16 protein-coding genes are annotated in these 20,259 nt (G+C 52.0%); 1 reads left to right on the forward strand and 15 read right to left on the reverse strand.

Features of this window, described 5'->3' with window-relative positions; all coding sequences use genetic code 11:
• Positions 1-78: 78 nt before the first annotated feature.
• From csaB to AC0LWF_RS19820, 5 genes are all read right to left on the reverse strand, one after another.
• Positions 79-1,269 (reverse strand): polysaccharide pyruvyl transferase CsaB, encoded by a 1,191-nt coding sequence (gene csaB, locus AC0LWF_RS19800; RefSeq protein WP_474653264.1) that lies wholly within the window; start codon positions 1,267-1,269, stop codon positions 79-81.
• Complete coding sequence (locus AC0LWF_RS19805) at positions 1,218-3,326, reverse strand: DUF5693 family protein (protein WP_474653265.1); 2,109 nt, start codon at positions 3,324-3,326, stop codon at positions 1,218-1,220. Before AC0LWF_RS19805 ends, csaB begins: the two co-directional genes overlap by 52 nt.
• Before the next feature lie 25 nt (positions 3,327-3,351).
• A complete protein-coding gene (locus AC0LWF_RS19810) occupies positions 3,352-5,055 on the reverse strand; it encodes a phospho-sugar mutase (RefSeq protein ID WP_474653266.1) in 1,704 nt (567 codons plus the stop codon).
• A 54-nt stretch (positions 5,056-5,109) separates the two neighbouring features.
• Entirely contained in the window at positions 5,110-5,538 is a 429-nt protein-coding gene (fabZ, locus tag AC0LWF_RS19815) for a 3-hydroxyacyl-ACP dehydratase FabZ (protein ID WP_474653267.1), read from the reverse strand.
• A gap of 153 nt (positions 5,539-5,691) precedes the next feature.
• A complete protein-coding gene (locus AC0LWF_RS19820; RefSeq protein WP_474653268.1) occupies positions 5,692-6,273 on the reverse strand; it encodes a CDP-alcohol phosphatidyltransferase family protein in 582 nt (193 codons plus the stop codon).
• A 280-nt stretch (positions 6,274-6,553) separates the two neighbouring features.
• On the opposite strand from AC0LWF_RS19820, the gene AC0LWF_RS19825 reads away from it, so the two are divergent.
• Positions 6,554-8,731 (forward strand): Ig-like domain-containing protein, encoded by a 2,178-nt coding sequence (locus tag AC0LWF_RS19825; RefSeq protein WP_474653269.1) that lies wholly within the window; start codon positions 6,554-6,556, stop codon positions 8,729-8,731.
• A 108-nt stretch (positions 8,732-8,839) separates the two neighbouring features.
• On the opposite strand, the gene AC0LWF_RS19830 is transcribed toward AC0LWF_RS19825, so the two are convergent.
• The 10 genes from AC0LWF_RS19830 to AC0LWF_RS19875 form a co-directional block, all read right to left on the reverse strand.
• Entirely contained in the window at positions 8,840-9,142 is a 303-nt protein-coding gene (locus tag AC0LWF_RS19830) for a DNA-directed RNA polymerase subunit beta (protein ID WP_474653270.1), read from the reverse strand.
• Positions 9,143-9,161: 19 nt separating this feature from the next.
• Positions 9,162-9,983 carry a flagellar hook-basal body protein gene (locus AC0LWF_RS19835; RefSeq protein ID WP_474653271.1) on the reverse strand — a complete coding sequence of 274 codons (822 nt, stop codon included), beginning with the start codon at positions 9,981-9,983 and terminating at the stop codon, positions 9,162-9,164.
• Between the two features lie 39 nt (positions 9,984-10,022).
• A complete protein-coding gene (locus AC0LWF_RS19840; RefSeq protein ID WP_474653272.1) occupies positions 10,023-10,889 on the reverse strand; it encodes a flagellar hook-basal body protein in 867 nt (288 codons plus the stop codon).
• 172 nt (positions 10,890-11,061) lie between these two features.
• A complete protein-coding gene (gene mreB / locus AC0LWF_RS19845) occupies positions 11,062-12,063 on the reverse strand; it encodes a rod shape-determining protein (protein WP_474653273.1) in 1,002 nt (333 codons plus the stop codon).
• A gap of 103 nt (positions 12,064-12,166) precedes the next feature.
• Complete coding sequence (gene spoIIID / locus AC0LWF_RS19850; protein ID WP_090575384.1) at positions 12,167-12,454, reverse strand: sporulation transcriptional regulator SpoIIID; 288 nt, start codon at positions 12,452-12,454, stop codon at positions 12,167-12,169.
• A 195-nt stretch (positions 12,455-12,649) separates the two neighbouring features.
• On the reverse strand, positions 12,650-13,384 hold the full coding sequence (locus tag AC0LWF_RS19855) for a peptidoglycan DD-metalloendopeptidase family protein (protein WP_474653274.1): 735 nt from the start codon (positions 13,382-13,384) through the stop codon (positions 12,650-12,652).
• Positions 13,385-13,486: 102 nt separating this feature from the next.
• Positions 13,487-14,623 carry a stage II sporulation protein D gene (spoIID, locus tag AC0LWF_RS19860; RefSeq protein WP_474653275.1) on the reverse strand — a complete coding sequence of 379 codons (1,137 nt, stop codon included), beginning with the start codon at positions 14,621-14,623 and terminating at the stop codon, positions 13,487-13,489.
• A 628-nt stretch (positions 14,624-15,251) separates the two neighbouring features.
• Positions 15,252-16,664 (reverse strand): UDP-N-acetylglucosamine 1-carboxyvinyltransferase, encoded by a 1,413-nt coding sequence (gene murA / locus AC0LWF_RS19865; protein WP_474653276.1) that lies wholly within the window; start codon positions 16,662-16,664, stop codon positions 15,252-15,254.
• A 228-nt stretch (positions 16,665-16,892) separates the two neighbouring features.
• The gene (locus AC0LWF_RS19870; protein ID WP_474653277.1) at positions 16,893-17,141 is read right to left on the reverse strand and encodes a DUF1146 domain-containing protein; all 249 of its coding nucleotides are present in this window, start codon (positions 17,139-17,141) and stop codon (positions 16,893-16,895) included.
• Between the two features lie 18 nt (positions 17,142-17,159).
• Complete coding sequence (locus AC0LWF_RS19875) at positions 17,160-20,162, reverse strand: S8 family serine peptidase (protein ID WP_474653278.1); 3,003 nt, start codon at positions 20,160-20,162, stop codon at positions 17,160-17,162.
• Positions 20,163-20,259: the final 97 nt, after the last annotated feature.

A 20,259-nucleotide genomic window follows, 5' to 3' on the forward strand; every position in this document is an offset into this window, starting at 1 on the left:
TGTTACCCTTTTTCGGCGGGACTATTGCCCTATCGTGTCTGCAAACGCTGTCAGGGAGAAAGAATATCTACATATTGATTAACGTAATATCGAAGCGATTTGTTTCGCTGGTTCTCGCGCTTCTTGTTTTAATTGTTCAATCGCAGCTTGGTGCTTAGCCAGCCACGCAGCTGGATCGTCGAGCAGCTTGCTAATTGCAGCAACGAAGGCGTCTGAATCAAGCGCTTCTGTCGTGCCGACTGGCGCAAGACCGAGCCGATTCAAGAATTGATCGATCTTCGGATCGTATGACAGCCCAACCATCGGCACGGACTGATTGGCGGCATAGATGAGCGCGTGCAAGCGCATGCCGAACAAAACATCGCAGCGACTGACCTCCAGCAGCATCTGCTGCGGGTCGTCGCAAGCCTCGGCGATTTCGGCTACACTCGCGCCGCCGAGATCGCCGAGCCGTTCGATCACCCATCGCGACGCCTCCGCGTCTGATGGGGTGTGGAACGGCAAGAACCGCAGCCGTACTGCCCGGCTGCGGGCCAGCGCGCCAAGCGCGTCCGCTGCGCGCGCCAGATCGTCGCTGTCCTTGCGCCAGTGGCGCAAGGACACGCCGATCACCTGCTGCACCGGCGTGCCCGCAGCAGCAGGCTCCCCAGCCGCTGCTGCCGCCGTTTCCGCCGCTGCACGCTCATGCGGCGGCGCAGCCTCTGCCGGGAGCGGCAGCGCCATGACCGGATCAGGCACAACGTTGATCCGGTCGCGCGGCACGCCAATCCGCCCAAGCAAAGCGGCGGATTCGGCGTCGCGCACAGAAACATACGCGCTGCGGCGCATGACGCCGCGAATCAGCCGGTCCATCCACCGGCGATTCACAGGGCCTATGCCTTGCGCGTATGCGAATGTGGGCTTGCCTAGAAGCTGAGCCAGCTTCATGACGCCCGTATAATAAGGAATCGACTTGACGCCTGTTGCATCCTGCAGCAGGCTGCCTCCACCGCTGATGAGACCATCGCTCGAGCGAATTGCACGAACGAGCTCACCAAGCTTCATGCGATGTACAGCCTCTACGCCGTACATCTCAGTAGTCCAAGCTGGATCGACAGACAGCACGATGGGCACGATGCGAAGTCCTTGCTTCACGCCTTCTTCCTCGAGCGCGAACAAGATCGACTTCAATACGGCTTCATCGCCGCTATTGCGAAAGCCATAGTAACCGGAAATAACTATACGCCGGACTTGTAGCCCTGTTTCATCTGCGCGATTCGTGGTGCCCATCGTTTCCAAACCCCTTCCCCTACCTGCCAAATACCAATCAGAACAAGACCGATAATCAGGCCTAATACGAGGCCGAGCACGTCACGAATAAGCGAGATCGGAATTGGCGTATGAATATGCGCGAAAGTATCCACCATGGATAGCTGCCCAATTGTCCCTACAATAAACAATACCCACGCCGCGCGATAACGAAGCGCCAGGAACAATCCCAAGAAGAAGAGTGGATGCGCCAGGAGGAACTCTTTCGTCCGTGGACGGACGCCGAATGTATTCTCCAGCACATTGCGGAACATCAACTCCGCTGAGGAAGCTGTTCCCGCATTGCCCGTACGCGACAGGTAGTATAGCGCCATAACGCCGAGCACAGCCGCAACGGCAACCCAAAGCACTGTAATCTGCATGGAAAGCAGCTTACGGATGTTGCCGACAACGCTCTCGCCGGTGTACAGGAACAGATAAATCGCCACAAGCGCAATTGGAGCCAGATGAAGCAGGCTTACGCCGCGGAACTGCTCGAGCACGAGCTGGTACGTAATGTTATTGAGCAAGCCAATAATAAACGCGATGCCGCATAACGAAATAATAGATGTCATCACGAAGAGCGTAAGCGCCATCGTGAAGCGGCGTCCTGCGCTAAGGCCCGGGAAGACCCAGCGCATGCCGCCATCGTTATTGCGGGCATTGTCCACTGTACCGCTAACGGCTCTGCGGTTGCCAATGGTATGCGCCCGTACACGCCGGATTGCCCAGATAACCGCGAGTGTCGGCGCGCTAATCGCTGCGCCGAGCGCCAAGCCTTGCTCGAACATCGACTTCGACAGCACATACAAACCAGCGCTGCCTACGAGTCCAATTGCAAAGACCGGAATGGCTGAGCCCGGGATATACGCGCTAACGAGAAGCGCAATAATGGCAATTGCGCCAAGCGCCGTAATCGCTTTAAACGGCTTATGCCATGCTGGCGAATCATACTTAAATGGCTGAGCGCGGTCGACCGTCAAACCTAGGTCATTCATTTTGTCGAGAATGCCGTCCTTATTCTGCATCGCATCATAGATGTTCTGCATCGGGTCAGTGATGATCGACTTCGCCACCTTGCTTATTGGTGACACATTAATGTAGAACATCCGAATGCTGCGGTCTTTCGCCGCCAGATGGAAGCGATCCGTAATCTCCTCTGGCTTCATCGAATACGCGCTTGCATCCGATAGCGAAAGAAGACGAACAACATTATAGTGGGTCAGATGACTTAAAGTAGCCAGACCCTTCTGAGGATTAGAATTCTCAATTGTAACGATTCCAATTCCATGTTTGTTCAGAATGTCCGCGAATGCGTTAATGCTATGCAGCTCTGCATTATCCGCATAACCCTTCACGGAATCTCCATCGAACAAGATCCGGTCGACACCCATCGCTTCATAAGATGCCATCATCTTGTCCACTTCTGCCGCATCGAACGGAATCCGGTCAGACAAGCGCGGTACGATGTTGAGGCCCGCGTCCTTAATCATTTCAAGAGCGCTTGGATCTGGCTCCATCGCCTTCAATATGGCTTCCTCAATTGGCGTCTCCAGGACTATGCCTTTGTTTCCGGCGTATTCCCAACTGGAGATGGGAATGTTCCACTTGCGGAACGTTGCTTCTATAACTGAACGAAGCGCCTCATCATCCTTCTCGCTTGCGAACAGGATGTATGTATAGTTCTCGTCACCGTTCAGAGGCTTGCCTTGCAGCTGCATAACGCCTGTCGAGGAGTAGAGCGAGAGATGCCCCGCCCAACTCAATTCTTGCAGCGACGTTTCGAACACAGCCATCGAGTTGATGCCGGCTGCTTTGATATTCTTCAATTCATCATGAATGTATTGCTGAGGATGAACCTTATAAGCTGCAACCTGCAGCAGGTCTCTGTAGTCAAGCACGAACTCCACATGCTTGGAGGTGTTCTCCACCTTCCAACGCTCTGCACCGATCGGCACTGCTGAAATAACGCCCAGTATAGTTAGCACGCATAGTACCCATGTTGCTTTACGATTCCATTGAAGCCACTTTTGAAGCACACCTTCCACTCCTTAATCTCTCTGTTTAAGCCTGTTGATCTACGCGTTCCATAACTTGCTGCGCCAGACGGGCTACCGTTGATTTCGCCTCTGGCTGCGAGCTCGCACAAACGGCAAAATACACTTTAATCTTCGGCTCCGTACCTGACGGACGCAAGCAGAACCATGAGCCGTCCTCAAGCAAATATTTCAGCACATTCTCCGGCGGCAGGCCGCCTAAGCCTGGCAAATAGTCCTGTACCCGCTTCACTCGAACGCCCGCCAGCTCAACCGGCGGATTGCTGCGCCAGTCTTCCATAATCGCAGCGATCAGCTGTACCCCGTCTACACCTTTCAGCGTACGGCTTTCCAGGTGCTCGAGGTAATTGCCGTGCTTCGCATAAAGCTCATTCAACACGTCATATAATGTCAGACCCTTGCTCTTATAATAAGCAGCTGCTTCGCAAATCAACATCGAAGCGATAACCGCGTCTTTGTCACGCGCATAAGTACCTGCCAAATAACCGTAGCTCTCCTCATAGCCGAAGAGGAAAGTCCGCTCCCCGCTCTGCTCGAACTGGGTCATTTTCTCACCGATATATTTGAAGCCTGTCAATGTATTGATGACTTCCGCTCCGTAAGATTCGGCGATATCCGCACCCATCTCGCTCGTTACGATCGTCTTGATCACAACGCCGTTCGAAGGCAGCTCTCCGCGTTCCTTAAGCGAGCTGAGCAAATAATTGACCATAATCGCACCAGACTGGTTGCCTGTCAGCACGACATATTCGCCTTCGTTATTACGGACAACCGCGCCCATCCGGTCGCAATCTGGATCCGTGCCGATAATAATGTCGGCGCCGATCTCTTGGCCAAGCTTAATCGCTAACGTGAAGGCTTCGCGCTCCTCCGGATTCGGTGACTTCACCGTGCTGAAATAGCCGTCTGGCTGTTCCTGCTCCTTTACAATATGTAGATTGGATAAGCCTACTTGCTTCAGCACTTCACGTACCGGCATATTGCCAGCACCATGCAGCGGCGTATAGACAACCGTCAACGCCTCGCCGAGGCCGTTCTTCAAGCTCTCACTATTCAAGCTTTGAGCAGCAACCGTCTCAATATACGCACGATCCTCTGTTTCACCCAGCCAGTTAAGCAAACCCTTCGCTTCCGCCTCTTCACGGCTGATCCTCCGAACTTGATCGAAGCCGCTTATTTGCTGAATCGCAGCAATGACCTGCTCGGCATCTGCCGGTACGAGCTGACAGCCATCAGAGCCATAGGCCTTATAGCCGTTATATTCGGGCGGGTTATGGCTTGCCGTAATGACAATGCCGCTAGTCGCGCCAAGCGCGCGCACCGCGTAGGACAATTGAGGAGTCGGACGAAGCGCCTTGAACACATGCGCCGTTACTCCATTCGCAGCCAGCACGAGCGCAGCATCAAGCGCAAACTCAGGCGAGTTATTGCGTGAATCATAGGCAATGACAACCGATGGAGAGCCGCCTCTGCTCAGCACCCAATTCGCAAGACCTTGCGTCGCTTTGCCTACCGTGTAGCTATTCAGCCGGTTCGTCCCTGCGCCCATGACACCGCGTAGACCGCCTGTTCCGAACTCAAGCTCGCGGTAGAAGCGATCTTCAATTTCTTTATCGTTGCCTTGCAATGCAGCCAATTCTTGCTTTGTTGCCTCGTCTATAAGGGGATCGTTAAGCCATGCCTGATACCGTTCTTCTGCCATATGATTCATTCGAAAACATCCTCTCTCCACATAAGATGTCTATTTCAAGAAGGCAGCCAGTGCTTACGCGTCTTTAAGCGCAAACATAATTTCGCCTTCGGCTACCACTTTATCGCCAACCTTCGCGACAGCCTGTCCTTTGCCAATCATGCCTTTGAGTCGCGTAATTTCCACTTCTAATGTAAGTGTGTCGCCAGGAACGACCTGACCACGGAAACGGAAATTGTCGATGCCAGCGAAGAAGCCGATTTTGCCTCGGTTAGCTTCGACCTTCAGAATCGCAACGCATCCGACCTGCGCTAGCGCCTCTACGATAAGAACTCCAGGCATAACCGGATATTGCGGGAAGTGGCCAGTGAAGAATGGTTCGTTCATCGTTACGTTCTTAATACCGACAGCTCGTTTGCCGTCTTCCACCTCTAAAATCCGATCCACCAGCAAGAACGGCGGGCGGTGTGGAATGATTTCCATGATTTCTCTAATATCTAACATGCAAAATTGACTCCCTTCAGTCAGTTGTAATAAATTACATGGCAATGAGTCACAATAAAACCATCCTTCACGAAACTGCAGTCGTGGAGGTTAAGATAAGGGAGATTGGCCGCTATTGCCACTTGAGAGGGCAGCAGCGTCCAGTCTCCTTTTTTACAATTCAGCTTGTTTCGAATCGTTCTGCTGTCCTCCGCTCGGAACCACTCCTGCTTCGTCTTCTTCGTCTTTATTCAATGCGACAAACAAGAAAATGTAGATGAACGAGGTAACGAACGAGAACGCAATGACGCCCCATAAATACGTACGGGCAAACGGTAATTCAAAGAAAATGAATAGAATAGCCAAGTAATACAGAATGGTCGTCAGCTTGCCCATCCAATTGGCTGGCACCGTCTTCTTCCCCCGAAAGTGAAAGAACGCCGATCCCACGATCATCCCTGCATCGCGGATGAAAATAGCCGCACCCGCACTCCATGGAATATGCCCGGTAATGAGCAGCGACAAGATGACCGTGATCATCATCGTCTTGTCTGCAAGCGGATCGAGCATCGACCCTACCATCGTGACCTGACCGTACTTACGCGCCAAATAACCGTCTAAAATATCGGTAAGACCGGCGATGACGATAACAAGAAATGCCCATTTCATATGACCCGATGTATCTGATGCAAATACGGCGATGTATACGGGAACTAATGCAAATCGAAGCATCGTGAGCAAATTAGGCAAATTCAACCGTTAGGCCCCCTTACCTGTTAACCGACTTGAAGCCTCAGAGATTCTTACCCATTATACCTCTACACTGGAAAAAATAAAACTATCGTACCAGTACCTGTATGCAGTGTTCCTTGCCATTTTCCCCGCTGTACAGCATAGCATTTCTCCCCCAGGCAACTAAATTCAGAAATGGTTCTGTCGTACCTACAAAAACACGTCGCTAAAGCCGTTAACTATAGAAGAAGTAGATGCACACGAGTGAACAAGAAATTAACGTATCTGGAGGTTGTAACGCAACATGCGCATAAACAAACACGCAGCACCTGCAAAGCATTTTCGCCCATGGCTCACGGTCATGCTGGCATTTGTCCTGACCTTCTCCTCCTTCGCGGGCATTGCGAATGCCGACGAGGTGGTCACCGCCATTAACTTCGACGACGCTCCGTCCCCTGCTATCCTTTATGTCGATGATGACACCATTTCACTTCACGTAGATGCGACCATTCAAGGCGCGACTTCTGTTAAAGACGTCACAGCCGATTCCACCTGGACATCCTCAAGCAGCTCAGTCGTGAAAGTAAGCGGAGGCGTACTTACTGGCTTGACCAGCGGAACCGCAACGATTACCGCTACTTATAAAGGATATAAGGCAACGTTACCCGTTACAGTTAAGTATTTGTACGACAAAGTTACCCTTACTGACGGCAGCACCGACTTGCCAGCCACTGCCTCTGTTAACTTAGGCAATACACTGGACTACACGCTGATCGGTGCGAGCAGCGAGCAGTCCGATGAGGATGTAACGGACGACGCGACCTGGACTAGCATTAACACAGCAGTTGCTACTGTTGATGATGGCACCGTTACATTGCTAAGTGCAGGCGAAACAACAATCGTAGCTAAGTATAAAGGCCGTTCGGATTCCATTAAGCTGACCGTTTCATCGCCTTTCAAATCCATTACCATTCCTTCCGATGATGATCTACTGGAACTGCTCACGGGAGATGACCCGGTTACCCTTGAAGCAAACGCGGAAACAACGGATGGAAGTACGATTCCGGTCGTAGACAACGCAACGTGGTTGTCGAGCAACACAGCTGTCGTTACGGTTTCCGGCGGTGTTGTGAAGCCTGTAGGCGCAGGTGTTGCAACGATCACAGCATCCTATCTCGGTGTAAGCGGAACGCTCTCCGTAGTCGTTAGACCTGCTTATGAAGCGCTTAATCTGACGCCTAAAGAAGATGTGCACTTGACCCTGCAGGATGCGCCGGTGACACTCACTGCAGAAGCGCTTAAAGGTTCCTCCCCCGCAGAGGATGTAACCGGTTCTGCCACTTGGACTTCCAGCAACGTCTATGTGGCAACGGTTAAGAATGGCGTAATTACACCGAAAGGTGTAGGAACCACGGTAGTGAAGGCTACCTATAAAGGAATTTCCCAACAAGTTAATGTTACTGTATATCCAACGGTTACGAGCGTAAAAGCCGATAAGGATACGCTTGATCCTTTCCTGAATGACACCGTTACTTTACCGAATATATCCGCGGTATCGATCTCCGGCGAAACCGTTGATGTCACGAACCTGACTAGCTGGACAAGCAGCGATGCCGATATCCTAGACAAAGTTGACGGCAAATGGACAGCGAAGCAGCTCGGTACGGCTACGCTGACCGGAACCATTCAAGCGAAGACAGTAACCATTACTGTCAATGTACATGAGAGACCACTCATGCTCACTCCAGAGCAGGCGAATGTTTCTGTCGTAATCGGCAAAGAAGTTAAGCTGCCAACCATTACGGTGACTTACGAGAGCGGCAATGAAGAAGATGCCACTAGCCTTGTAACATGGAAAAGCTCTTCCGCAAACCTGATTGTGAAGGCGCCAAACATAAGAGGCCTGCAAGCTTCGAGCGTTACGCTTACTGCCTCTTATCTTGGTAAGAGCACGACCGTTCGTGTAACGATTGAAGAAGAAATTACGAAGCTGTTCGTGGATACCACAGCGATTACGCTCAATCCTAACCGTTCCAAGAGCGTGAAAGTAACCGGCATCTATAAGAGCGGCAAGTCCGTATCGTTGGCTGCCAAGATGAACTGGACGATTGACCCAGAAACAGTCGCTTCCGTTAAAGGCAGCACGTTTAAAGCATTGACTGAGGGCACAGCTAAGCTCACCGGTACGTACCAAGGCAAATCGGTTGTCGTTTCACTTTCTGTCGTTCCGAAGCTGAAGAAGCTAACTGCTTCTACGAAGACGTTAACCCTTGCGCCGGAAGGCAAAGAATCCGTGAAAGCATCCGCGGAATACGAGGGCGGCAAAGTAACGGACGTCACGAAGACAGCGACTTGGACAAGCGGCAACGCGAAAGTAGCAACTGTCGATGACGGCAACATTATTGCATTAGCGAAAGGCACGACGATTATTCGGGCCAATTATAACGGCAAGTCTGTAAGCATCCGCGTTTCTGTCAAATAACTACACGAAAGCAGCCCCCTTTGGATTTCACATCAAAGGGGGCTGCTTCATTCCTAACTGTTAAAACCATATAAAAAAGCCTGCTCGTTACCGAGGCAGGCTCATCGCTTAATCCGCGAATACAAGATCGTACATATGCTTCCAGGTCTCAATCTCAAACACTTCATCCCCTGGACGTTTGCCTAGGATGACGTAGCCAGCGTACATGCCGCCTAGAATGGCTGCTACACACAGCACGGGCACAACAAGCGCTCGCAGTGTCCATAGCAGTATTCGCAATGCGGGATTACGCTTCTTCCGCTGCTTGCCCTGCGCAGCTTCACGCTGAGCGTTAGCTGTTTGTCGAGACTGATCTTTGACAGGTACTGCAGCAGCTTCTAAACCGGCCGCTGTCTCTTTCCTTGAATCCATATTCGCAATCACTCATTTCCTAAGCGCGCAAATTGTTCGCGAGGCCCAACATCGTATCGCTCGATGTCACTGCTTTCGCACTGAGCTGGTAAGCTCGCTGCACACTAATCAATTCTGTCATCTCGTCTGCCAAGACAACGTTCGACTGCTCCAGAAAGCCTTGCTTAATGGCAATTTTATTCTCAGCGTTTGCTGCAACAGGATGGAGAACATCAGTGACGTTCACACCATCGCCGATGGCGAACAGGTTATCCGCCACTTGAGAGAGCAAAGCAGGTTTGTCTACCTGTACAAGCTTAAACTGTCCTAATGTCACAATTTCGCCTGTTGTTCTCGTACCGAGAACTTTACCTTCCGCATCAACACTGACTATCTTCATATTCGGAGGAATCTCAATCGGGTTGCCGTTCACTGATGAAACCGGGTAACCTTCTTTGGTTGCCAATATATTACGACCGTCTTGCGTTAGTGACGACTGGAACGATCCGCCGCGGGTGTAGCCGAGGTGACCGGAATCATCGACCGTGACCTCGAAGAGGGCATTACCTTCAATCGCGACGTCAAAAGGTTGATCCGTCTGCTGAAGCGGTCCTTGAGAGAAATCCGGTTGTACCATCGTCAGACGCGAACCCCAGCCTTGGCTGAAGCCGAGTGGCGTTAGGCGGCCCGGTTGATTGAACGCTTCCGGCTGCTTCTTCAGCGTTGTCAGCAGATCTTCAAACGTTCCTTGCTTTCGCTTGTAGCCGACTGTATTCACATTGGCAATATTGTCAGCTAGCAGGTCTAGCTTCTGCTGCAGTCCATTCATGGACACCATTGCGTTAATCATCGAACTGTTCATCTAAGTTGCCTCCTCTGCCGCTTCGCCAGCACGCTTTCCTTATACTTTGCCGATTTCATTAACTGCTTTGTCCAAGCTCTTATCGAAGAATTGAATCACTTTCTGATTCGCTTCATAAGCGCGGGACGCCGACATCAAATCAACCATCGATTGAGTGGCATCCACGTTCGAGCGCTCGACATAGCCTTGGCGCACCTCGACGCGATCGGTCGCATTCAGCTCCCGAACGCCTGTCGTAACGTCAGGACCAAGCTTGAACTTACCGTCCCCTTCACGAACGAGATCGTTAGGGTTGTCCACGCGAGTCATGAGCAGCTTGCCTGCGCTCCTGCCTGTAAGCGGGTCAATAAGCTGATTGTCTTTCGTCAGAGTTAGCGCATTGAAGGACATATCTGCCGGCAGCTGAAAGGGCTGTCCGTTCGAGTCAAGGACGCGTGAGCCGTCGGGTAAAGTCAGGAAGCCTTCCCCATTCAGCTTGAACTGGCCGTCACGCGTATAACGCGTCTCGCCATTCGTATTCTGAACGGTAAAGAATGCTTGCGGCTGGAACACGATCTGGCCATCCGCATTCACTGACTTGCCGGAGGAATCAAAATTGATACCAGGCACTTCAATGTCGGATACGATCGCAAAGTCGCTGAAGCGGTTCGTCTGCATCAAATCGCCTTGTTGGTTGATTTGCAGGCTTTCCTCAGCGAATACGCCCGTGCTCAGCTTGCCGATTGCTTGTCCGCCAGCATCCTTCGTGCCAGTCAGATGAAGCAGCATGTCCGGGAACGAACGCGTGACTGCGTTCTTTTGTTTATAACCCGGTGTATTTAAGTTTGAGATATTATTCGTTATCGTATCATGTCGTTGCTGCTGGGAAATCATGCCCGCAGCAGCTGTATAAAGACCTCTTAGCATGGAGCCGTCCTCCTGTTGGTACATATCTATACCGTATATATCGGAACTTGCATCACTGCGTTGAAGAGGACGTCCACGAATCTTGTTATTTTTATATAAAGGTCGATATTCCTCAGCACGCCCCCCAGGCGTCTTACCCGAACATCACCTGGCCGTTAATGGGCTACTCCAATTAACGCTTGTCCCTGCGAGGTGAACGGTCCAAGTAATCAAGCAGTAGTCCTGTCCCTTTAACGACGCAGTGCATCGGATCTTCGGCAATCAGCACCGGCACCTTCAGCTCTTCAGCAAGAAGCGCATCCAATCCGCTGAGCAGCGCGCCGCCGCCTGTCAAGATGACGCCACGGTCGATGATATCGGCCGATAATTCCGGCGGTGTCCGTTCAAGCACTGATTTAGCCGCTGACACGATGGACGATACCGGCTCCCAAAGCGCTTCACGCACTTCTTCCGAATAAATCGTCACTGTCAACGGCAAGCCAGTAACCATATCCCGTCCGCGAATGTCAATCTCTTCTCTGAAGCCATTGTCGTATACCGAACCGATCTTAATCTTAATATCTTCGCTCGTACGCTCACCGATAAGGAGCTTGTACTTGCTCTTGATATATTTCATAATGGCTTCGTCGAACTTGTCCCCCGCAACTTTAATGGAGGAGGCGGTTACAACGTCGCCCATCGAAAGCACGGCAACATCCGTTGTTCCGCCACCAATATCAACGACCATATTGCCGCTCGGCTGGTAGATATCCATACCTGCCCCGATCGCAGCAGCTTTAGGCTCCTCTTCAAGGAAGACATCTTTCGCGCCGCTGCGCTCTGCAGCTTCACGAATCGCCTTCTGCTCCACCGAGGTAATGTTCGTAGGGGCACAAATAAGAATGCGAGGGCGGCTGTACCAGGAACGGCCGCCGACGCGGTCAATAAACGCTTTAAGCATAATTTCTGTAATCTCAAAGTCGGCGATAACGCCGTCTCTTAGCGGTCTGATGGCGATAATGTTGCCAGGAGTCCGTCCAACCATCCGATGTGCTTCTTCACCAACGGCAAGCACGCGCTTCGTCTCGCTTTCAATCGCGACGACCGAAGGCTCATCTAGAACGACGCCCCTCCCTCTAACATGAATGGAGACATTTGCGGTCCCAAGATCAATACCAATATCCTTGCTAAACATACGTCTGAAGTCCTCCAGGGCGAATAATAGTCTGTTTAATGTTCATCTTGTTTAGTATTCGCTAAAATGTGCGAAATTCCTCTATTCTTGTAGAAAAAATCGCTTACGATTTTGCGGCGGCGAGAACCTCGCGCTTGCGCCCAGAGCTCTTCTTATACTTGATTTTCGTCGCCTCTCCTCCTCTTAGGTGCCGGATCGACTTGTGGTATTCCAAAATGTGTTTAACCTGGTCAGCCAAATCAGGATTTATTTCCGGTAGTCGCTCGGTCAAATCCTTATGGACTGTGCTTTTGGAGACGCCAAATTCTTTAGCAATCGTCCGCACCGTGTGCTTCGTCTCGACGATACAACGGCCGATTTTTATGGTCCGTTCTTTGATATAATCGTGCACGCTCCCGCCTCCCTACTCGAGATAGTTTGGTACAGTATATGAGGGGTACGGGTATATATTCTTTGTGTCCAAGCATGACAAGCAGGAGATGTGCAATTATTTTCAAAATATTGATCCTAGCCCTCATTTCGCATGCTTCAAAACTGATAAAACACAAAAAGAAGGCAAGGATAGCCCCTGCCTTCTCTTCATATCTTAGTTCTCTGCGCTTGTGAGCAGTGTATTCGGATTAATCGCTTTGCCGTTCTGGCGCACTTCGAAGTGCAGGTGAATGCCGAGGTCTTTCTCGAGTTCGCTCCGGCCAGCCTTCGCGATTACTGAGCCCTGCTTCACTTCATCGCCGACCTTCACTTGCAGATCGCTCAAGCTGTGGTAGATGGTCACAAGACCGTCCGCATGCTTGATCTCGACAATGTTGCCGTTCAGCGGATGCTTCTCTGCAACAATGACACGACCGCTAAGCGCTGCCTTGACGTCGAATGGCTGATCGTTCTTGGCAAGGTCAATACCCATATTCGCCACGAACGTATTGCCCGACTGGATGACTGCTGCCACACGTTCATCGCTTGTTGCCTTCGAATCATAGTAGCCTGCGACGATATCCACTTGGCTGCGATCAGTCGGCCACTGCATCACTTCATTCTCGGAATCTTTCACAATCGGGTCATCTGCAGGCACTTGAACTTCGTCATCGCTTACCGCGTTCGTACCTTGTGAATCTTCTATAGTGGTGCTGGCTGGTTTGTTACTAGTTTCTCCAGCTCCCCCATAGAGCCACATTAAGGTTACGATAATTGCTGCCGCGGCCAGAAACGCTGTAGGTGCTGCCCATTTCTTCGCTAACAGCTTTCTCCAAGCAGACGGTTTTACTGTTTTGCCTCCCACTGAATTTTTGGGAGCCTCTTCATTGAACTTTGATTTATCACTCATAGTTCGATCACCTCACTAGCCATTGTTGCCACAACCTAGCAGTTTATACGTGAGGGATTCACATTTTTTGAGATTGTTAGAGTAGAACTGCTGATGCTGCGGCTACTCTAGTACACCGCTCGCCTGCTCCAGCTTCGTTCCCGTATAGTAGTGTGTAAGAATTTGAGACGCCGTTTTCCCTTCCATCGCCATTCCGTTCGCTCCCCACTGGCTCATGCCGACGCCATGTCCGTAACCGAAAGTGGTGATCCGAACTTGATCGCCTATGATTGCCCAATTGAATTGCGAGGATGCAAGTCCTATCTTCTCTCGTATTTCTTTGCCGCTAAAGCTCTCTCGTCCTATTCTTATTGTCTTGATGCGATGGCCCGCCGTCGTATCCATAATGCGCATCTGGCGCACATCGTTTGCTTTCACGCCAAGCTTGCGGCTGAAATCATCCAGATCCATTGTCGTCGTTTCTCTATAGTTAGGCGATATCGTCTTATCCCATGGACTAGCAACGCTTCTCAAGTAGGGCAGATCCAGACTCCAATAGTCAGACGCGTTCTCCGTATAACCATTGCTGGTCGAGAAGAAGGACGCCTCAATCGGATCGCCTTTATAAGTAACAATTTGTCCCTTAGTCTCCTCTACCGCTTCATTCAGCTTCTTCAAATTAGCTTCTTTCTCCTTCCCGCTCCAGCGCCCAATCAGCTCGCCTAACGGGACATACACCTGATTCTTGATCGTATCATCAACGTCTGCTTCGTCTGACGGCCCGCTTGCGCCTCCTGCCAGCAGCCTTCTATAAATATACGTACGTGCAGCAATTGCCTGAGCTTTGAGCGCCTCCAGTTCAAAATCAATCGGCATCTCTCCAGCCAGCACACCGCGCACATAGAGCTCGATTGGCATTTTCTCGATCCGCTTGTCTTCTGAGACATAGACACTCACCCAAAGCCGGTCATAGGCACTCAGCTTATTTTGCGCTTCCTTACCGGCGCTTGATACCGAAGCTTGTACAGATTTGGAGGGCACCTTCGCCTTCGGATCGGACGGCTTAGGCGGCGCGGACTCCGCTACTTGCGTCACCATTCGCTGTTGCTCCCTTACCGCGGCTGATCGCAGCTCTGTTACGTAGACAATCCCTCGTACTAGCACGACTAGCAAGAGACCCCACATAAAGCCGATGATCCAATTCCTTGTCCGAATCCTCCGGCCGCTTATGCCTCCTGCCTTCCACTTGATCTGCTTCATCTCCCGCTCCTTCCTAAGCTCCTATTCTCTTAACTGCTCTTGGTACAGTCTATGAAGCGGAAAAGTAGAATAGTACGGGAAAATGCAGTTATAAAATAGAGTCTAGGTGAGAGAATGCTGCGCGTGCGGATCATTGTTCCGATCGCTGTTGTCCTCGTATATATAAGATTATTTAAAAGCCTATGCGGTTTATATACGAGGACAAAGGCGACCACTGCCGTTTCTCCACAACGATTCCGCCCGCTTCGCTTTGCTCACCTTCAACCCTTTTCAACTGCATTAAAGGAGAGAAGCAAAAAAAGCCTCATCACCTTATATTGGTGATGAGGCTTTGATTGGAGAGAAGTCAGATTAATATATAGCGGTTGTCACAGCGTTTATTTGCACGATAATAGCCTTTCTAAAAATCTAACGGCTGCGAGAGAGGCTATTTGATCTTAATGACATGATTTCGATACCAATATCGCCGTATAGGCTCGCTGATAACCGTTATACGTTCGAAAGGGTCATTTTAGACGAAATAGTCGTGGCATCCGTTAGCTCGCCCTCAAGTGAGGTTCCTGCCATCCGCATAGCAAAAACCCCATCTCCGTTAATTGGAGATGGGGTTTGGGATGACCCTATAGTTTTAAGCCCAAGTAGGCTGTGCTTTCATGCGTGGCACTTCTTTCTCACGCTTCGCTGCTGGCTCTTGAGACATTGCCGCTACGATAACCGGCTCTGCTTCTTCAAGCGCTGCTGCGACTCCTTCAAGCACCTTGTAGATCGGTGCAGGAGCTGGTTTATCTTCTACACGGCTAATGTTAGCGCCTAGCGCTGCAAGCTTGCCGGTAATATCGACATAACCGCGGTCCACGTGGTGAAGTCCTGTAAGCTCAGTCTCGCCGTCTGCTGTAAGTGCTGCACACAGAAGCGCTGCGCCTGCGCGGAGATCCGTCGCCGTTACTTTCGCGCCTGTTAATTGCGTGCTGCCGCTAACGATTGCAGTGCGTCCTTCGATCTTGATCTGAGCACTCATCTTCTGGAATTCCTCAACATGCATGAAACGGTTCTCGAACACCGTCTCCGTCACAAGGCTGGTTCCTTCAGCAACCATAAGAAGCGCCATCATCTGCGACTGCATATCTGTCGGGAATCCTGGGTATGGTAACGTCTTGACGTCAACCGACTTTAGCTTCTTCGGCGCTATAACGCGAAGACCATTGTCAGTCTCTTCAATGACGACACCCATTTCTTCAAGCTTGGAGATAACCGGCGTCAAGTGATCGCAAATTGCGCCTTCAACATGTACATCGCCGCCTGTAATAGCTGCCGCGATCATAAACGTACCTGCTTCAACACGGTCTGGAATAACAGTATGACGAGCGCCTTTCAGCTTCTCTACGCCTTCAATACGAATAATGCCTGTGCCTGCGCCGCGAACCTTCGCGCCCATAGCGTTTAAGTAATTAGCCAAATCGACAATCTCCGGCTCTTTCGCCGCATTCTCAATTGTCGTTGTTCCTTCAGCAAGCGAAGCTGCCATCATGATGTTCTCTGTTGCGCCAACGCTGGCATAATCCAGATAAATCTTAGCGCCTCTCAGCTTGCCCGTCGAACGAGCCTCAATAAAGCCCTGACCGAGTACGATCTCCGCACCCATCGCTTCAAAGCCCTTCAAGTGCTGGTCGATAGGCCTTGTTCCAATTGCGCATCCGCCTGGAAGGGAAATTCTGACACAGCCGAGGCGAGCTAGCAAAGGTCCCATGACAAGAAACGATGCGCGCATTTTGCGTACCCATTCATATGGAGCTTCGTACGACGTCAATTTCTCGGCCGAAATACGCATAATTTCATTGTCATATGTGAGCTTACCGCCGAGTGCGGCAAGCACTTGTTGAATTGTAATAACATCGTCAAGAAAAGGCACATCGTGAATGATACTTTCACCTTCGCTAGCTAGTAACGTGGCAGCGAGAATCGGTAATACGGCATTCTTAGCTCCGCTTACGCGAACATTTCCGGTTAGTCGCTGGCCGCCGCGGACGATTATTTTGCTCATCCTAGGTTTCCCTCCGCGTGCAGTAGATTCTTTTTCTTCCTTAGCGGGCAATTTATGGCACACCTGGCCCGCACCCAAATTACATCTTACCACCTGCTTACACAAATCGACAAGCGTTATTTTCTGCCTGTCGAAAGCGGTAATTTAAGCTCTTTTTTATAGAATTCGTAGCGCGTTCCAATTTTAATACCGTCATATTATACCCATTGTTGACATGTTTCCACCTTGTTATTCGACAATGCCCTTCAGTTGGCCCGACCAGCCCCAATAATCGAGAATGAAGCCGGCAAAAGCATGACCGATAACGATCGCGAGCATAATTTGCAGCACGCGCGCCTGCGTACTGCGCGGACGCTTGAGGATGGCATCCAGCTTCAACTCCTGAATGACGATCCAAGCGGCCGCGATGCTGAACAGCTCGACAAGGATGGAGATCAGCGCATGAACGCCGGCATTTGCGGCGATTTGGTCCATCATGGCAAAAAGCTCCCTAACTTAAGTTTTGTTGAGATGCATCGTCCTAAGCAATACGGTAGCGAATTCCGCCCTACTCGCCGAGCCTTCCGGCTTGAACCCGCCGTTCTCATATCCGCCAATCAGACCTTTCTGCTTCATGGTCTGAATCGCCGGCGCAGACCAGCGGTCCGCAGCAACGTCAAGGAACGGCGCATGCACAGGACGAACGCTGCCTAGACCGAAGGTCCGCAGCAGCATAACCGCCATCTCTTCACGGTCAATCGACTGATTCGGGCCAAAGAAGCCGCCAGGGTAGCCGCCTACCCAGCCCGAGGCAGCTGCGCTGTTGATTGGACCATACGCCCAATGCGAGCGCGGCACATCAACAAATCCGACCGTTGACGCTGCCTTCGGCTTCACCGCACGAACGAGCATGGAGACCGCTTCTGCGCGCGTAATACTCTGGTCCGGATTGAAGCGGAAGCTGCCGCTGCCCGCTACTACCCCGAGCTCCCTCAGCGCCTCGATCGAATCAACCGCCCAATGATCTTCGATATCCCGGAAGCCGGCCACAAGCTTATCCGTTTGGATCCTCAGCTTGTAGTATTGCCTGTCGAAGCTCGCGCTTGCCGTCACTTTAATATAGTAAAGGCCTGCGCCAAGCTTCAGTTCTTTCGTTAGTCCGGTCTGATTCGGAGCCGATTGCTGCTGCGTCAACAGCTTCTGTTTCTTATCGTACAATTCAGCCTTCATCCGAATACCGCTTGGTATTCCGCTAAGCTGTACGGTTGTCATGCTCGCGCTTGCCAGCCGCAGCTGATACCAATCGACATCGCTTGAAGTTCCGACTACGCCCCAGTAGTTCGATCCCGGAGATACGCCTGTTGCTTCATAGGTTTTGTTATTCGGCTCATTCGGATCCGTCAGCTTGGAGATCACCTGAAGCTTCAGATGATACTCTGCCACCGTCGGGCTTGCCTGTGCCGACATGCTGTTACGGACCCGTATATAGTATTGGCCGGGGGTGACGTTGAACGAGCGCGTCGTTTCGGTCTCACCGTCCCCTTTCTCATCCGTTTCCTGCATCGCTTCGCCTTGACGCTGAAAGCCAACCGAGGGATCAATCCGTGCAGAGTCCACCGACATCGTCAGCTTCACAGTGCCCCCAGTATCGAAATGAATGGCGTACCAATCCAGATCGCCCGTCTGATGAAAATTACCCGTAATCTGCTGCGAACGGGGCGATAAGGTAAACGCTTGGTACTGTTTATCATTGATTTCGTACGCATCCGGCGCGATCTCAAACGTAGAGGTCAGCAAATACGGCAGATGCTGGCTGAGCGTCTTATCGAAGAGATGGAGTTCAAAATAGTTCCTACCCTTCTTGACGTTCCATTGCATCGTTTGGTTGCCGAGTTTTGCATCTTTTATGCTTTGCGACGAGGTGTCACCGTCATGCGTCATTTGAACGGTCGGCATCGCATCGCCTACTCCAATTAACCCCTGCAGCTGGATAGCCAGCACGCCGTCATAAGGCGCATCGACGCTGTACCAATCTTTATCGGCGCCGCCAGCAAGCTCAGCTGCAATCTTCTTCCCGAGCGGGAATACACGCGCTGCACTCTTGCTGTTGTTCGGCTCATAGCTATCCGGCTTCAGCGTCGCCGTTACCGCATGATCTACCTGCAGCAGGCCGTAGCCGCTCGTTGTATCAAAGCCGGGCTTGCCGATATCAAGGGCAGTCTGGCGCAGCAGCGCCCGAACCTGATACGGCTTGTAATCAGGATGCATCGCCCACACGAGTGCGGCTGCTGCCGCCACTTGCGGGGCAGCCATCGAAGTGCCTTCTTCTGCCTTATAGCCGCCGCCAATCGCTGTCGTATAGACATGCCATGGAGCTGCAAGGTCAATCTCCGGTCCCGTATTTGACCGCGGCTCCGGATTGCCGTCAGGGTCAGCCCCTGCGACGGCAACGACGGTCGGATACGCTGCCGGGAACTTTACGTCAGCCCGGCTTCCGAACGTCACTCCATCATTACCGCTTGCTGCAACGAGCAGCGCCCCCTTCGATTCCGCATAAGCCGCAATATCCTTTAAGTAAAGCGAGTAACGGTACAGCCCTACCGAGAGCACCACAATTCGAGCTCCATGATCAACTGCATATACGATCGCTTTGCCGAGCCGCTCTTCATCGCCGTAACCATCGGCGTCAAGCGCCTTAATCGGCATGATGCGCGCATGCCATAGTATGCCGGCAACACCGATTCGGTTGTTGCCTTCTCCGGCTAGCACGCCCGCTACGGACGTGCCATGCCCGTTGTCGTCCTCCGGCAGCTTGCCCGGCGAGACGAGATTCGTACCCGGGATTAAATTACCCACCAGATCCGGGTGGTTAAGATCAACACCGGTATCTACGACGGCAATCGTAAGCGCCGTCTGATCATGCACGGTGTTCCACGCTTCCTTGGCCCCGATCTGATCGAGATGCTGCTCTAGCGGCAGCTTCGGATCATTCGATGCAGGCGAGGATGAAGCGAGCAGCTCCACTTGGCTGAGCGGCTCGACATATTCGATCTCCGGCGTCTGCTGCAGCCGGAGCAGCCATGCGGACGTGTCCGCCCCCGTCCCCTCGGGGCGGACAACGTCCACGACGCCCGCCGCCGCCGGCTGCGCAAGGCGGCGGAGCACGCGCGTCCCCGGCAGCGGCTTCGCCTGCGCCGGGTCGCGCCATTTCACGAGCCAGCTTTGCATCGCTGCTGGCTCACCGCCCGCGGGAGCGGCTCTAGCGGGAGCCGCATGGCCCAGTTCCCCCGCTAGAGCGCTCCAGAGCAGCAGCGCTGCAAGCGCCCCGTGCAGCGCGAGGCGCGCGAAGCCGCGCTTCTGCGGCGGCGTCGGAAGTGCCGCAGCCGGCGAAGCTCCGCCGCCGGAAACACGCGCAGCAGTAGAAGCCTGGGCATTACGGCCCGGCTTTGGAACAAGCCTCAACAGCTGCATCAACGGTATGGAATTCGCAATCGCGGAACGCTTTTCTTTAATCATCATAGTCTGCCTTTAACCTGCAAATTGATATCTGAAACTTGTTCGCTACCGTTTGTCGTATTCCTTTTAACATATTGTAGAAATATGAATTAAAAGGTCG

This window comes from Paenibacillus sp. sgz302114 (assembly GCF_056120345.1).

Bases quoted from the DNA above. Each gene is read 5' to 3' on its own strand.
- csaB (WP_474653264.1), bottom strand. From the start codon at position 1,269: ATGGGCACCACGAATCGCGCAGATGAAACAGGGCTACAAGTCCGGCGT.
- AC0LWF_RS19810 (WP_474653266.1), bottom strand. From the start codon at position 5,055: ATGAATCATATGGCAGAAGAACGGTATCAGGCATGGCTTAACGATCCC.
- fabZ (WP_474653267.1), bottom strand. From the start codon at position 5,538: ATGTTAGATATTAGAGAAATCATGGAAATCATTCCACACCGCCCGCCG.
- AC0LWF_RS19825 (WP_474653269.1), top strand. From the start codon at position 6,554: ATGCGCATAAACAAACACGCAGCACCTGCAAAGCATTTTCGCCCATGG.
- AC0LWF_RS19830 (WP_474653270.1), bottom strand. From the start codon at position 9,142: ATGGATTCAAGGAAAGAGACAGCGGCCGGTTTAGAAGCTGCTGCAGTA.
- AC0LWF_RS19835 (WP_474653271.1), bottom strand. From the start codon at position 9,983: ATGAACAGTTCGATGATTAACGCAATGGTGTCCATGAATGGACTGCAG.
- AC0LWF_RS19840 (WP_474653272.1), bottom strand. From the start codon at position 10,889: ATGCTAAGAGGTCTTTATACAGCTGCTGCGGGCATGATTTCCCAGCAG.
- mreB (WP_474653273.1), bottom strand. From the start codon at position 12,063: ATGTTTAGCAAGGATATTGGTATTGATCTTGGGACCGCAAATGTCTCC.
- AC0LWF_RS19855 (WP_474653274.1), bottom strand. From the start codon at position 13,384: ATGAGTGATAAATCAAAGTTCAATGAAGAGGCTCCCAAAAATTCAGTG.
- spoIID (WP_474653275.1), bottom strand. From the start codon at position 14,623: ATGAAGCAGATCAAGTGGAAGGCAGGAGGCATAAGCGGCCGGAGGATT.
- murA (WP_474653276.1), bottom strand. From the start codon at position 16,664: ATGAGCAAAATAATCGTCCGCGGCGGCCAGCGACTAACCGGAAATGTT.
- AC0LWF_RS19870 (WP_474653277.1), bottom strand. From the start codon at position 17,141: ATGATGGACCAAATCGCCGCAAATGCCGGCGTTCATGCGCTGATCTCC.
- AC0LWF_RS19875 (WP_474653278.1), bottom strand. From the start codon at position 20,162: ATGATGATTAAAGAAAAGCGTTCCGCGATTGCGAATTCCATACCGTTG.